We start from the raw sequence: 11,959 nt of genomic DNA on the forward strand, positions 1-11,959 counted from the left end.
CAGGCGCAACGTGCTCACGCCGTCACACCTCCGTTGACCACCTGTCGGCACACCGCCACCGGATCGGTGACCTGCGACGCAGTCGCGGCAGCCGCTCTCGCAGCTTCCGCGAATCGTTTGTCGGAGAGCACCTGCAGTACGGCATCGCGAATCGACTGAGCATCTGCGGGCCGCACGATCACCGACGTCCCTGCCCGCGCAGCGCGATTGGCCAACTCCCACTGGTCCCCGCCCCCGGGAACGACGACCGTCGGCACGCCGGCCAGCAGGGCCTTCGCCAACATGCCGTGCCCGCCGCCACATACCAACACCGACGCGTCACGCAGCATCGCGTCCTGGCGTCCGAGACCTGCACGAACCCAATCAGGATGCTCACCTTCAGCCCCGTCGAGCATCGACGCAATCAGCCGCACACCGGCTCCGCCGAGTCCTTCGACCGTGCCCTCGAACATTCCCACTGCGCCGGTGTGCGCCGTGGAGGGCGCCACCATAACCAGCGGTTCGTCACCTGGCGGTGGATCCAGAATCACCTCGGTCGGCTCCCACAGAAGCGGTCCGACGACGTGAGCGCGCTCCGGCCAGTCGGGGCGAGGCACTTCGAGTGCCGGAAGTGTTGCGATCAGCCGCGCTTGCGGACCGGGATCCAGAGCGGGCAGTCCGACACCGACACGGGCCTGGGATCGCTGGGCCAACCCTTGCTTGATCGAACGTCCCGTCGCTGCGCGCATCAGGGTATCGCGGAGTCGACCACGAATTCCGACGCCGGGAGCGAGCCCACTGCCGATCGGCGGCAACCCCCGTGAAGGTGAGTACAGCGGGTGAGGCGAGAGTTCCACCCAGGGGATGCCAAGTCTTTCGGCGGCCAATCCGCCTCCGGCAGTGAGGATGTCGGAAACGACGAGATCCGGGGAGACGGATTTCAGGTCGGGAAGCAGTTCGGTGGAAATATAGGCGGCGCGCGAATGAATCCGAGCGCCTGCATCAAGATCGTCGTCTCCCGGCCGCGGGGCCAAGCCCTTGAGCGGCTCGGCTTCCACGCCGGCTGCTCGCGCTGCCTCGACCCACCGGGTCCCCGTGTACAGGATCGGTTCGTCGCCGGCCTGGATCAACGCCAGCGACAACGCTATTGCGGGAAAAGCATGACCCGGGTCCGGCCCGGCAACAACGGCTACACGCACCGGATCAGAGTGTCACACCGAGTGAAAGGCCTGTTCCGCCGCACCCAGTGCGCGTTCGCGATCCGAAGCCACCAATCCGATTCTCGTCCTGCGATCGAGGACGTCGTCGACGTCGAGGGCGCCTTCATGCGACACCGCGAAATCGAACTCGGCACCGCAGATCTCCAAGTCCGCAACCGACCGGAGACGATCGCCGCTCGCCGCGGCAACGACCTCGGCCTCGGTGCCGTATCGCGCCACCAATGACGCGGGTGCCTTGATCTTCTTCAATTCCGCCGGTGATGCAGCGCCTACCAGCGGCAACGCGCGTGTCCGACATGCCCCGGCGCTCAGCGACCCGACCTCGACCGCAGCGTCGACGGCGTCTTCGGCCATCTTGCGGTACGTCGTGAGTTTTCCGCCTACCACCGTGACCAAGCCCGAGTCCGAACGGACTACAGCGTGATTGCGCGAGAGGTCGGCCGTCGAGCCTTCACCGGTGTCCAGCAGCGGACGCAGACCCGCGAAGGTCCCCAAGACGTCCCCACGGGTCAGCGGAACTTCCAACGCCGTGTTCACGGTGTCGAGCAGGAAGTCGATCTCGTCCTCTGACGCCGACGGCACGTCTGGCACCGGTCCCGGCGCTGCTTCGTCGGTCAACCCGAGGTAGATCCGGCCGAGCTGGGCGGGCAGGGCGAAGACGAAACGGTTGGTCTCGCCGGGAATCGGCACGGTCAGCGCTGCCGTGGGGTTCCCCAATCGCGCTGCATCGAGCACCAGGTGCGTCCCGCGGCTGGGGCGCAGGGTGATGCTGGAGTCGACCTGATCAGCCCAGACACCGGTCGCATTGACCACGACGCGGGCACGCATCAAGAACTCGGATCCGGTCAACTCGTCGCGCAAGGTGGCCGACGTTCCGGATACGTCGTATGCACCGACGCGGGTCAGGATTCGCGCGCCGTGCGACGCTGCGGTTCTGGCGATACCGACGACGAGGCGGGCGTCGTCGATGAGCTGCCCGTCGAACGCGGTCAAGGCGCCTCGTAGGTTCTCCTGCTTGACCGCGGGAGCCAATTCGCGCGCCCGCGCAGCGCTGACCGTCCGTGATCTGGGCAGCACCGAAGCCGGGGTTCGCGCCGACATGCGCAGAGCGTCACCGGCCAGGAAACCGGTACGCACCAGGGCCTTCCCGAAGAACGACGTTTCGGGCAACAGCGGTACGAGTTGAGGCATGGCGCGAACGAGGTGCGGCGCGGTGCGCGTCATGAGGATGCCGCGCTCGACCGCACTTTCACGCGCTATACCGACATTGCCGGAAGCCAGGTACCGAAGGCCGCCGTGTGCGAGTTTCGAACTCCAGCGGCTGGTGCCGAACGCGAGGTCGTGCTTTTCGACCAGCGCAACACTGAGCCCACGAGTCACGGCGTCGAGAGCGACACCGACACCGGTGATTCCGCCGCCGATCACCAGGACGTCGACCGAATCGCCGTTCGCCAACTGCTCGAGTTCACGAGTACGCCGTTGTGCGTTGAGCGCTGAATCGCTGCCTGCTGAATCTAGGGGGCTCACAGCTATTCTCCCGAATTCTTGACGGGTGCCAGATAAGCAGCGACCGCATATCGAAGTTGCTCGACCGACGCATCGGAGGAAAGCTCCGGCTCGAGAGTCGGCGCAGAAATGACGACGGACTGAGCCATCAGTAGAACCATCGCCGCGATCTCGTTGACGCTTCCCTCGCGAATCGAACCATCCTGTTGGCCGGCCGCGACAACGGATGTGATCAGCTCGAGAATCGACTTCTGGCTCGCGCCGAGCCGGTCCACGATGTAGGTCGTCAGCAATTCTTGATCGGCTTGCCGAATTTTCACGAAGAGCGGATGGTCGCGAATCTGGCCGACGACGTCACCGATCGCCTCCACGAGCAACGTGCCGGCAGACCCGTTGAAGGTCACCTCGGGCAGCACCGATCGGATCTCCCGGGTGAGCAGGTCCGCGACGACAGCTCGCGTGTCCGGCCATCGCCGGTAGACCGTCGGTCGGCTCACGCCGGCGCGACGCGAGATCTCGGCAAGTGTGGTTCGCTGCATTCCGAAATCGAGGACACACGACCTTGCTGCGTCGAGAATCACGTCGTCGATCTCGCGGCTGGGGATGCGCTGACCATCTGCCTTGCGAGGGGCAATTGAGTCATCTGCGTTACGGATTACCATCGTGTGTAACACAATACCGGACAAGTCACCGGTAATCCCGTCGGGACTTTCGATTTCTCTCGCTCAGAGATCATCAGAAATAGTACAACTCGAAACCAACTGCTCGCTCGGCGTCGAAACCAGGCTTCGGTCCGCTGACCATGTCGATCTGTGCGCGCGCCTGTTCCCGGATCGGCGTGGAACTCAGCGCCGCCAGATATCGCGCATGTTCCGCGAGCGAATCCACGGCGCGATCGACCGTCGACGTCACGTCGACGCAGTGTGTGGGAGTCATCGTATTGACCGCAACCCACCGAACACCAGGCCACGGCGCCAGTCCCTGCGCCGTCAATGAGGGAAAGATCCATTCGTTTGCTGCGTCGGCAGTTGCGTCGAGAACGCTGATCCCGAGTGCACGGTGATCTGCGCTGTTCAGATAGCCGGGGCCCCAGGTGTGGGAGAAGTTCATCGTCACCACCAATTCCGGACGGTGGCGGCGAATTGCTGCGGCGAGAGTCGAGCGCAACTCCAAGCCTTCCACGAGACGACCGTCGGGCAGGCCGAGGAACTCCACCTCACCGACACCGACGATCGCGGCCGAGCGACGCTCTTCTTCCTCGCGGATGGGGCCGGACTCTTCGGGCGACAGACCGGCGATTCCGGCCTCGCCGCGCGTGGCCAGGACATATCGCACGTCTTTGCCGCGATCGGTCCACTGCGCCACTGCTGCGGCTGCGCCGTATTCGATGTCATCGGGATGCGCCACGATGACAATCGCGCGCTGCCAGTCCTCGGGGAAGTTTTCCATAGTGCAGATCTTGCCCGTCAGAACCGCGAAGCGGGCGAATTGTCGTCACTTCCCGACATCGCCTTCACCAGGAAGTAGATTCCGAAGCCGACAGCGCCGACCACCAGAACCCAGAAAAGCCCCTTGATCAGGGCACCGACCACCGCGAGTGCGACCCACACCAGTACGACGGCCAAAACGATCTTCCAAAACATGCTTACCTCCAACGTGCCGTTGAATAATCAGTCGAATCGGACAGGTGCTGCGTCGTCCGTAGAACCAGCCTGACAGGTCTGGCGTGACAAAGCAGCAGCTCAGCGGCAAGTTCAGGTAAAGATCAGGGTTCACCCCGAGACCGGCCCTCACGCAGGTCAGGTGTCCAACCCATGGGAGCTTGCTCCTGGCGTAAACTCGCGAAGTTCGATCCCGTATGCCGAAGGAGCACGTCCGCAGTGTCTACGACCCGTTTCCCCGCTCGCGATCTCGCGCATGTAGCCGTCTTCGCCGCACTCATCATCGCGCTGGGCCTACCCGGGTCGATCAACATCGGCATTTCCGGCGTGCCGATCACCCTTCAGTCCATGGGCGTCATGATGGCCGGCGCTCTACTCGGACCGCGCAAGGGTGTTCTCGCCGTCCTGACGGTCATTGCTCTGGGATTGGTCGGTCTACCGGTCCTTGCCGGCGGTCGCACCGCACTCGTGTCTCTCTCGAGCCCGACAGCCGGATTCCTCATCGGTTGGATCCCGACGGCGTTTGTCATCGGATGGCTGACCGCCAAGATGCTGCCCAAGTACCGGATCATCGCGGGCATCGGCATCAACCTTCTCGGCGGCGTCGTCGTTCTCTACGCGTTCGGCATCGTAGGAATGATGGTCCGCGGACACATGAGCTTCGTTGCCGCATGGTCGGCCAACGCCGCCTTCATCCCGCTCGACGCCGCAAAAGCGGTCGTCACCGCGTTGGTCGCGTCCCAGGTTCACCGGGCATACCCGGCACTACTGCGCGACTCGGTGATCTCGTCGAACAAGACCGTGGTGGCGAATTAATCTCCGATGAGTGAGATCGTCTTCGAGAACGTCGGACACAGCTTCGGTGAACGAACGGTCCTTCAGCAGATAGATCTGCGACTGAGCGAGCAGCGAATCGGGATCGTGGGTGCGAACGGAAGCGGCAAGTCGACCCTCGCTCGCATGATCAACGGACTGGTCGTTCCGACGGAAGGACACGTCCACGTCAACGGCTTGGACACGGCGAAGAAGGGCCGCGACGTACGCAAGCAGGTCGGATTCGTCTTCACCGATCCCAACCACCAGATCGTGATGCCGACGGTTGCCGAGGACATCGAATTCTCGCTCCGCCGTAGCGGATTGGGCAAAGCCGAGCGCGCCGCAAAGGTGGCCTCGGTGCTCGAACGCTACGGCCTCGCCGGGCACGCCGACCATCCCACCCACCAGCTTTCGGGCGGGCAGAAGCAGCTACTCGCGCTCGCGGCCATCATGGTGACGGAACCGAACGTACTCGTCGCCGACGAGCCCACCACGCTCCTCGATCTTCGCAACTCTCGGCTGATCACCTCGGTGTTCGAGTCACTCGATCAGCAACTGATCGTCGTGACCCACCAACTCGATCTCCTCGAATCATTCGAACGGGTGTTGGTTGTCGACCAAGGCCGTGTCGTCGCCGACGGCTCCCCCGCCGACTCGATCGGCCATTACCGGTCGTTGGTCTCGTGACCACTCTCGGCGTCTACCGGCCGGGTACATCGCTCCTGCACCGGATGCCGACGGGGATCAAGCTCTTCGCCTTGGTCGTGGCCATCCTCGCCGTCTCGATCTTCGTTCGTGAGCCGTGGCAACTGGCAGTTCCCACGATCGTCGTTGTGGCCCTGTACGCGATTGCGCGCATTCCTCCGATGACTGCGATCCGGCAGCTGCGTCCGGCGCTGTGGATGTTGCTCTTCATCGGGGCGTTCCAGCTGGTAGTCGCGGGATGGCAGCGAGCGGCCGTCGTGTGCGGGGTTCTGATCATCTCGATCGCCTTCGCGGCGATCATGGGTCTGACCACACGGATCTCCGAGATGCTCGACGCGATCACCCGGTTCCTGACACCCTTGCGACGCTTCGGGGTCAATCCCGAACGGATCGCTTTGCTCCTCGCAATGACGATCCGGTGCATCCCGCTGATGTTCGAGGTCATCACACAGGTGTCCGAGGCACGCAAGGCGCGAGGGCTCGGATTCTCGCTGCGATCCTTCGCAGTTCCGGTCATCGTCGGCACCCTGATGACCGCGGACGCAATGGGTGAAGCGTTGGCGGCCCGCGGCGCCGACGACTGAGATTTCGAACAGGTGCATCGATCAGGCGCGAGGACCGATCAGTTGTACTTGCGGGTGATGTCGTCCACCTCACCGATGGCGTCGGCAAGCGCCGAGAGTCGCTCGGCGGCCGCGTGCAGCGCCGAGAGTTCTCGGTTGAATCCCACCAGAGCCGAAGGGCTGTGAGGCGCTGTCAATGCAGCTGCGGAGGTCACCAGATCCTCGTACTGATCCAACCCCGACTGCAACTCACGAACTGCGCCGTCGATGGTGGGATCAAGAGGTTCGGTCACCTTGGGTGTAGCGGCCACGGCGCGTTCCATCGCGACGACATCCGAAGACACCGCGAACATCGCTCTCAATGCCGAATCGGCGGTAACAGTGATTTCGTCCAACTCACCGGGGTCGATGGTGTCGGCGCGCCTGAGCACACTCAAGATCTCGAACAACGAAGTCTCGGCGCCGATGAGGCGAGACATCGGGATGAACGCGCGAGACGACGACGGTGGCAAGCGCCGGCGAATCGGCGCCGACGGCGGTGGGCCGGAACTCATCGAACGGTAGCGGCCGACCGCGATGACGGCGGGAACCGCGAACAGTGCCGCTCCCCCGCCTGCCACGACCACCGACCACTCGGGGGCCGACGCAACAGCAAGGCCGGCCGTGCCGACCACTGATCCGCCGGACATGAAACCCCAACGCTGAGCGCGTCGACGTGCACGGGCACGTTTGCGCTCGAATTTGGCGCGCGGGTCTTGCCACCGCCGAGCGGCATCCGCCGCAGACAGTCCGACCTCGCGCAATGTGTCCGCGGTGCGTCCCAACGCTCCGAAGGCGCCGGATACGGAAACGGGAACGGCCGACCGGGGCTCGCGCCCAGATCGACCGTCTCGTGAAGAAAACATCAGAGCATCACTGCCGACATCGAGGATTCGGCTACTGCCCGGTCTGACCGGCAGCCGGGGGCTGCTTCTCGACGGACGGAGTCGCAGGAGTGGCTGCTGCGCCGCCGGAAGGCAGTGCCTCGCCCTTCATGGAAGCACGAATCTGCTCGAGGCGACTGTGCCCTGCCATCTGGACCGAGGCCTGCTGGACCTCCATCATGCGGCCTTGAACGGAGTTCTGGGCGAGCTCGGCAGAGCCGAGTGCGTCGGCGTAACGCCGCTCGATCTTGTCGCGCACAGCATCGAGGCTGGGTGTGTTGCCGGGAGCCGACAGCGTGCTGTCCATGGACCGAAGGGACTCGCTCACGCGCTCCTGCATCTTGGCCTGCTCCAGCTGGCTGAGCAGCTTGGTGCGCTCGGCAACCTTTGCCTGCAGAGTCATCGCGTTCTGCTCGACAGCCTTCTTGGCCTGAGCGGCGGCCTGCAAGGACTGGTCGTGCAGTGCCTTCAGATCTTCGACGCCCTGCTCGGCCGTCACCAACTGGGCCGCAAAAGCTTCGGCAGCGTTGGTGTACTGGATCGCCTTGTCGTTGTCGCCGGCAGCAGCGGCCTGATCGGCGAGGTTGACGGCCTGGCGCGCGTTGGCGTTGAGCTTTTCGACCTCGTCGAGTTGACGGCTGAGCTTCATCTCGAGTTGACGCTGATTACCGATCACCGACGCAGCCTGCTGGGACAACGCCTGATGCTGGCGCTGTGCGTCCTCGATCGCCTGCTGAATCTGAACCTTTGGATCTGCCTTCTCATCGATCTTCGAATTGAAGAGCGCCATCAGGTACTTCCAGCCCTTGACGAAAGGATTAGCCATTGGTTTGATCCTGCCTCCATCTGATGCGCCGCGCCGAACGCGACCCGGAGCGCGACCGTCGCGCACCGAAACAAGGGCTGCGCCCTATCTGCTCTGACCCCACCTGCTGGAAACCGGCGGTTACGTACAAAATCTATCGGTTACGGCCGGTAGTGGCTACGCCGCCGCCAACCTTCGAGCGTTCGGTGCCGGAATCACGACGCGGGTATCGCGTGCGATTGTCGGCGAACCGGAAGCCGAGACCGAACCGGAAGCCGACACGGCGGGTTCGGCGACCTGTCGACCAGCTACCGGAGCGCTCTTCTTCGTGGCCAGGGTCTCGCTCACGTCGACCAGCACGTCGGACAGTGGGACTGCGAGCGCATCACAGATCGCCGCCAACAGTTCGCTCGATGCTTCCTTACGTCCACGTTCCACTTCGGACAGATAGCCCAAGCTCACACGCGCGCTGTTCGACACCTCACGTAGCGTGCGGCTCTGCGAAACGCGCGTACGCCGGAGACTGTCACCGATTGCCTCACGCAATAGCAGCGCCATCTCGCTCCTCCTTCATCCGTGACCTCATCGTGCATGGTCGTACGTCTTCACAATCGTCAACGTCCGAACACATCCGATTGGTTCCCGAGCCTATCGTGCCGCACGCTCTGCGACACGATCACGTAACCGCGACACGGCAGTTGCGACTGCGGTTGTCCGAATCTCCCACCGTTCGCCGCCGAGCGCGAGGGGTACGCATTCGGTTCCGTCCGGGCCGGCGATACCGAGAAACACCGTTCCGACCGAGTGTCCGTCCTGCTCACTCGGACCGGCGACTCCGGTCAGTCCGATACCCCAGTCGGCGCCGCACCTCGTCCGGGCGCCGAGCGCCAAAGCCACGGCGGTGCTCTCGGACACGGGGCCGTCCGTTGCCAGACGCTCGGGATCCACGCCCGCCAGCGTCGCTTTCAGGTCGGTCGCATACACGACCAGGCCCCCACGCAGCACCGCGCTCGACCCTGGCACGGACGCGACCGCAGCCGTGAACAAGCCAGCCGTCAGAGATTCGGCGGCGGCGACAGTCTGCCTCGCGGCGCCAAGGGCGTCGACGAGTTCGACCACTCCGAGTGCGAGCAGCGGGTCCGTCATGACTCGACTGCGCGAACTCCGGCGCGAAGCCTGATCGCCTGCACGATGTATTCGATTCCCGTCGCCACCGTCAGCACGACGGCAGCAGCCATCAGCAATCCGCTGACGATGTCCCAACTGCTCGGCAGCGGGCAGAGGTAGAACCCGATCGCGACGGCCTGCACGAGGGTCTTGAGCTTGCCGCCCTTGCCCGCCGGGATGACCGCGTGCCGCAGTACCGCGAACCGCAACAGCGTGATTCCGAGTTCTCTGGCGATGATCACTCCGGTCACCCACCACGACAGGTCACCGAGAACCGAAAGACCGATCAGCGCGGCGCCGATCAGTGCCTTGTCCGCGATCGGGTCCATGAGTTTGCCGAAATCGGTGACCAGACCGTACTTCCGAGCCAATTGGCCGTCGATCCGATCCGTGATCGCGGCGACGATGAACACGCCCATTGCCCCGAGACGCCACCACGTCGAGTGTCCGCCGTCGACGAACAGAACAACGAGAAAAACCGGAACGAGAACCATTCGGACCATCGTGAGAATGTTCGCGATGTTCAGCAACGGAACCGGGTTGTCCGCGACAGGTGTGCCGTCGGACGGGCCGACGGCGGCGCGATGGGCGTCGGTCTGATCGCGCGGGGTACTCATCGGATCACCGCACAGGCGGTGAGCCGAACCCGGGACAAAGCCGAGCGGCGCGGGAATTGCGTGGGGCGGACAGGCACGCGACTTAGAATATCGGTAGGGCCATTGACTAATGTGCACCACATGACTTCGACCGCGCCGACCTATACCGAGAGCCAGTTGATCGTGCGTCGCGCGCGAACGTCGGACATCCCCGAAATCAAGCGTCTGATCGACATCTACGCCGGCAAGATCCTCCTCGAGAAGAATCTCGTGACACTGTACGAGGCAGTCCAGGAGTTCTGGGTCGCCGAGCGAGGCGGCCAGGTAATCGCTTGCGGCGCACTGCATGTGCTGTGGGCGGACCTGGGTGAGATCCGCACCGTCGCAGTCGATCCGACTGCCAAAGGCCAGGGCGCAGGTTTCCACGTCGTCGACAAACTCATCGAGGTCGCCAAGGAATTGGAGTTGGAACGGTTGTTCGTTTTGACGTTCGAGACCGAGTTCTTCCACCGTCACGGATTCGCGGAGATCGACGGCACCCCCGTCACCGCCGAGGTCTATGCGGAAATGTGTCGGTCCTACGACGCCGGCGTCGCCGAGTTCCTCGATCTGAGCTATGTGAAACCCAACACACTCGGCAATACTCGCATGCTCCTGACTCTCTGAACCGTTCAGACTCTTCACACACCACCCTCTCGATCACCAGCCCCGAAAGCGGTTCACGATGTCGTTGTTCCTCGTCGAATACACCTACGCGCCCGAGAAGAACGCTCAGCGCGACGAAGTCCGTAGCGATCACCGCGCGTGGCTCGCGGATCTGGTTTCCCGCTCGATCGTCTTGTCATCCGGCCCGTTTGCAGATGGAAACGGCGCGCTGATCATCGTCGACGCCGCAGACGCCGACACCGTTTCCCTCCTCTTCACCCACGATCCGTTCGCGATCGCCGATTTGATCGAGAAGGTCCGGATCACCGAGTGGGTTCCGGTGTTGGGTCAGTTCAGCGCCTGAGAGCCCCGGCCCCGGCTTACTCCCCCGCCCGGTCGCGAGTCTTCAACAGGCTCGCGACCGTCGTCACCGCCAATACTCCGATGATCACTCCGAGTGAGAGTGCCGTGGAGATTTCCGGGACGGAGACGTGTTCACCTCCGTTGACGAACGAGAGGGTGTTCTCGTGCAACGCGTGAAGTACCAATTTCACACCGATGAACGCCAGGATTATCGAGAGCCCGTACGAGAGATAGACCAGCCGTTCGAGCAACCCACCGATCAGGAAGTACAGCTGCCGTAGACCCATCAGCGCGAAGGCATTGGCGGTGAACACCAGATACGGTTCCTGGGTCAGACCGTAGATCGCCGGAATCGAATCGAGCGCGAAGAGCACGTCGGCAAACCCGATTGCGATGAGCGCCAACAACAACGGTGTCACGACGCGCTTGCCGTCGATCCGGGTGATCAGTTTGTCCCCGTCGTATTCCTCGGTTGTCGGCAGCACCCGCTTCACGAGTGAGATGATGCGACTGTCGCGCTTCTCCTCGGCTTCCTTCTCATGCCCGTGATCGCGGATCAGGGTGTACGCGGTGTAGATCAGGAACGCACCGAAGAGGTAGAACACCCAGCTGTACGCATTGATGGCGGCCGCACCGACTCCGATGAAGATTCCGCGCATCACCAATGCGAGGACGATGCCGATCAGCAGGACTTTCTGCTGGAACTCTCGCGGGACGGCGAACGTCGACATGATGATCACGAAGACGAACAGATTGTCGACCGAGAGCGCCTTCTCCGTGACGTAGCCGGCGAAGTACTCACCGCCGTACGTGGTGCCCCAGATCCACATCACGACGAGGCCGAAGACGATGGCGATCGAAATGTAGACCGTCGACCAGAATGCGGACTCCCGGAAGGTCGGCGCATGCGGAGTGCGGACATGGGCGAAGAAGTCGAAGACGAACAGGCCGAGGATCACCACGATCGTGATTCCCCAAGCCAACGGCGTCACATGCACGGGTTCCTCCGG

General features: G+C 63.4%; 16 protein-coding genes. 5 read left to right on the forward strand and 11 right to left on the reverse strand.

Annotated features, from left to right (window positions below; translation table 11 throughout):
* Window positions 1-14: 14 nt before the first annotated feature.
* From ABH939_RS06540 to ABH939_RS06560, 5 genes are all read right to left on the reverse strand, one after another.
* On the reverse strand, window positions 15-1,178 hold the full coding sequence (locus ABH939_RS06540) for a glycosyltransferase (protein WP_042450679.1): 1,164 nt from the start codon (window positions 1,176-1,178) through the stop codon (window positions 15-17).
* Window positions 1,179-1,190: 12 nt separating this feature from the next.
* Window positions 1,191-2,726: a glycerol-3-phosphate dehydrogenase/oxidase gene (locus ABH939_RS06545; protein ID WP_064444528.1), complete on the reverse strand. Its 1,536-nt coding sequence runs from the start codon at window positions 2,724-2,726 to the stop codon at window positions 1,191-1,193.
* 2 nt (window positions 2,727-2,728) lie between these two features.
* Complete coding sequence (locus tag ABH939_RS06550; RefSeq protein WP_003942216.1) at window positions 2,729-3,367, reverse strand: TetR/AcrR family transcriptional regulator; 639 nt, start codon at window positions 3,365-3,367, stop codon at window positions 2,729-2,731.
* A 73-nt stretch (window positions 3,368-3,440) separates the two neighbouring features.
* Window positions 3,441-4,154: a PIG-L deacetylase family protein gene (locus ABH939_RS06555; RefSeq protein ID WP_042450681.1), complete on the reverse strand. Its 714-nt coding sequence runs from the start codon at window positions 4,152-4,154 to the stop codon at window positions 3,441-3,443.
* Between the two features lie 17 nt (window positions 4,155-4,171).
* On the reverse strand, window positions 4,172-4,348 hold the full coding sequence (locus ABH939_RS06560; RefSeq protein WP_003942133.1) for a hypothetical protein: 177 nt from the start codon (window positions 4,346-4,348) through the stop codon (window positions 4,172-4,174).
* Between the two features lie 237 nt (window positions 4,349-4,585).
* Here ABH939_RS06560 and ABH939_RS06565 point away from each other — a divergent pair, with 237 nt between their 5' ends.
* The 3 genes from ABH939_RS06565 to ABH939_RS06575 are packed head-to-tail and all read left to right on the forward strand — an operon-like array spanning window position 4,586 to window position 6,471.
* Entirely contained in the window at window positions 4,586-5,182 is a 597-nt protein-coding gene (locus ABH939_RS06565; protein ID WP_007735162.1) for a biotin transporter BioY, read from the forward strand.
* A gap of 6 nt (window positions 5,183-5,188) precedes the next feature.
* Window positions 5,189-5,869: an energy-coupling factor ABC transporter ATP-binding protein gene (locus tag ABH939_RS06570; protein WP_081557783.1), complete on the forward strand. Its 681-nt coding sequence runs from the start codon at window positions 5,189-5,191 to the stop codon at window positions 5,867-5,869.
* A complete protein-coding gene (locus ABH939_RS06575; protein ID WP_081557782.1) occupies window positions 5,866-6,471 on the forward strand; it encodes an energy-coupling factor transporter transmembrane protein EcfT in 606 nt (201 codons plus the stop codon). Before ABH939_RS06570 ends, ABH939_RS06575 begins: the two co-directional genes overlap by 4 nt.
* A 38-nt stretch (window positions 6,472-6,509) precedes the next feature.
* Here ABH939_RS06575 and ABH939_RS06580 read toward each other — a convergent pair whose 3' ends face one another.
* The 5 genes from ABH939_RS06580 to pgsA all read right to left on the reverse strand — a co-directional run bounded on the left by ABH939_RS06580 (window position 6,510) and on the right by pgsA (window position 9,962).
* Complete coding sequence (locus tag ABH939_RS06580) at window positions 6,510-7,355, reverse strand: hypothetical protein (RefSeq protein WP_020907518.1); 846 nt, start codon at window positions 7,353-7,355, stop codon at window positions 6,510-6,512.
* A 31-nt stretch (window positions 7,356-7,386) separates the two neighbouring features.
* On the reverse strand, window positions 7,387-8,199 hold the full coding sequence (gene pspA, locus ABH939_RS06585) for a phage shock protein PspA (RefSeq protein ID WP_003942098.1): 813 nt from the start codon (window positions 8,197-8,199) through the stop codon (window positions 7,387-7,389).
* A 156-nt stretch (window positions 8,200-8,355) separates the two neighbouring features.
* Complete coding sequence (locus tag ABH939_RS06590; RefSeq protein WP_003942191.1) at window positions 8,356-8,736, reverse strand: helix-turn-helix domain-containing protein; 381 nt, start codon at window positions 8,734-8,736, stop codon at window positions 8,356-8,358.
* Window positions 8,737-8,826: 90 nt separating this feature from the next.
* Window positions 8,827-9,324: a CinA family protein gene (locus tag ABH939_RS06595; RefSeq protein ID WP_042450683.1), complete on the reverse strand. Its 498-nt coding sequence runs from the start codon at window positions 9,322-9,324 to the stop codon at window positions 8,827-8,829.
* The gene (gene pgsA / locus ABH939_RS06600; protein ID WP_003942125.1) at window positions 9,321-9,962 is read right to left on the reverse strand and encodes a CDP-diacylglycerol--glycerol-3-phosphate 3-phosphatidyltransferase; all 642 of its coding nucleotides are present in this window, start codon (window positions 9,960-9,962) and stop codon (window positions 9,321-9,323) included. Before pgsA ends, ABH939_RS06595 begins: the two co-directional genes overlap by 4 nt.
* Before the next feature lie 120 nt (window positions 9,963-10,082).
* Here pgsA and ABH939_RS06605 point away from each other — a divergent pair, with 120 nt between their 5' ends.
* A complete protein-coding gene (locus tag ABH939_RS06605; protein WP_007735157.1) occupies window positions 10,083-10,607 on the forward strand; it encodes an amino-acid N-acetyltransferase in 525 nt (174 codons plus the stop codon).
* 58 nt (window positions 10,608-10,665) lie between these two features.
* Entirely contained in the window at window positions 10,666-10,950 is a 285-nt protein-coding gene (locus ABH939_RS06610) for a YciI family protein (protein WP_003942124.1), read from the forward strand.
* Window positions 10,951-10,966: 16 nt separating this feature from the next.
* Here the strand turns inward: ABH939_RS06610 and ABH939_RS06615 are convergent, their stop codons facing one another.
* Window positions 10,967-11,947: a TerC family protein gene (locus ABH939_RS06615; RefSeq protein WP_019748181.1), complete on the reverse strand. Its 981-nt coding sequence runs from the start codon at window positions 11,945-11,947 to the stop codon at window positions 10,967-10,969.
* Window positions 11,948-11,959 lie beyond the last annotated feature (12 nt).

It is taken from the genome of Rhodococcus sp. 27YEA6 (genome assembly GCF_044908235.1).
GTDB classification, from domain to species: domain Bacteria; phylum Actinomycetota; class Actinomycetes; order Mycobacteriales; family Mycobacteriaceae; genus Rhodococcus_F; species Rhodococcus_F qingshengii.

Bases quoted from the DNA above. Each gene is read 5' to 3' on its own strand.
- ABH939_RS06550 (WP_003942216.1), bottom strand. From the start codon at position 3,367: ATGGTAATCCGTAACGCAGATGACTCAATTGCCCCTCGCAAGGCAGAT.
- ABH939_RS06555 (WP_042450681.1), bottom strand. From the start codon at position 4,154: ATGGAAAACTTCCCCGAGGACTGGCAGCGCGCGATTGTCATCGTGGCG.
- ABH939_RS06560 (WP_003942133.1), bottom strand. From the start codon at position 4,348: ATGTTTTGGAAGATCGTTTTGGCCGTCGTACTGGTGTGGGTCGCACTC.
- ABH939_RS06570 (WP_081557783.1), top strand. From the start codon at position 5,189: ATGAGTGAGATCGTCTTCGAGAACGTCGGACACAGCTTCGGTGAACGA.
- ABH939_RS06580 (WP_020907518.1), bottom strand. From the start codon at position 7,355: ATGTTTTCTTCACGAGACGGTCGATCTGGGCGCGAGCCCCGGTCGGCC.
- pspA (WP_003942098.1), bottom strand. From the start codon at position 8,199: ATGGCTAATCCTTTCGTCAAGGGCTGGAAGTACCTGATGGCGCTCTTC.
- ABH939_RS06590 (WP_003942191.1), bottom strand. From the start codon at position 8,736: ATGGCGCTGCTATTGCGTGAGGCAATCGGTGACAGTCTCCGGCGTACG.
- ABH939_RS06595 (WP_042450683.1), bottom strand. From the start codon at position 9,324: ATGACGGACCCGCTGCTCGCACTCGGAGTGGTCGAACTCGTCGACGCC.
- pgsA (WP_003942125.1), bottom strand. From the start codon at position 9,962: ATGAGTACCCCGCGCGATCAGACCGACGCCCATCGCGCCGCCGTCGGC.
- ABH939_RS06605 (WP_007735157.1), top strand. From the start codon at position 10,083: ATGACTTCGACCGCGCCGACCTATACCGAGAGCCAGTTGATCGTGCGT.
- ABH939_RS06610 (WP_003942124.1), top strand. From the start codon at position 10,666: ATGTCGTTGTTCCTCGTCGAATACACCTACGCGCCCGAGAAGAACGCT.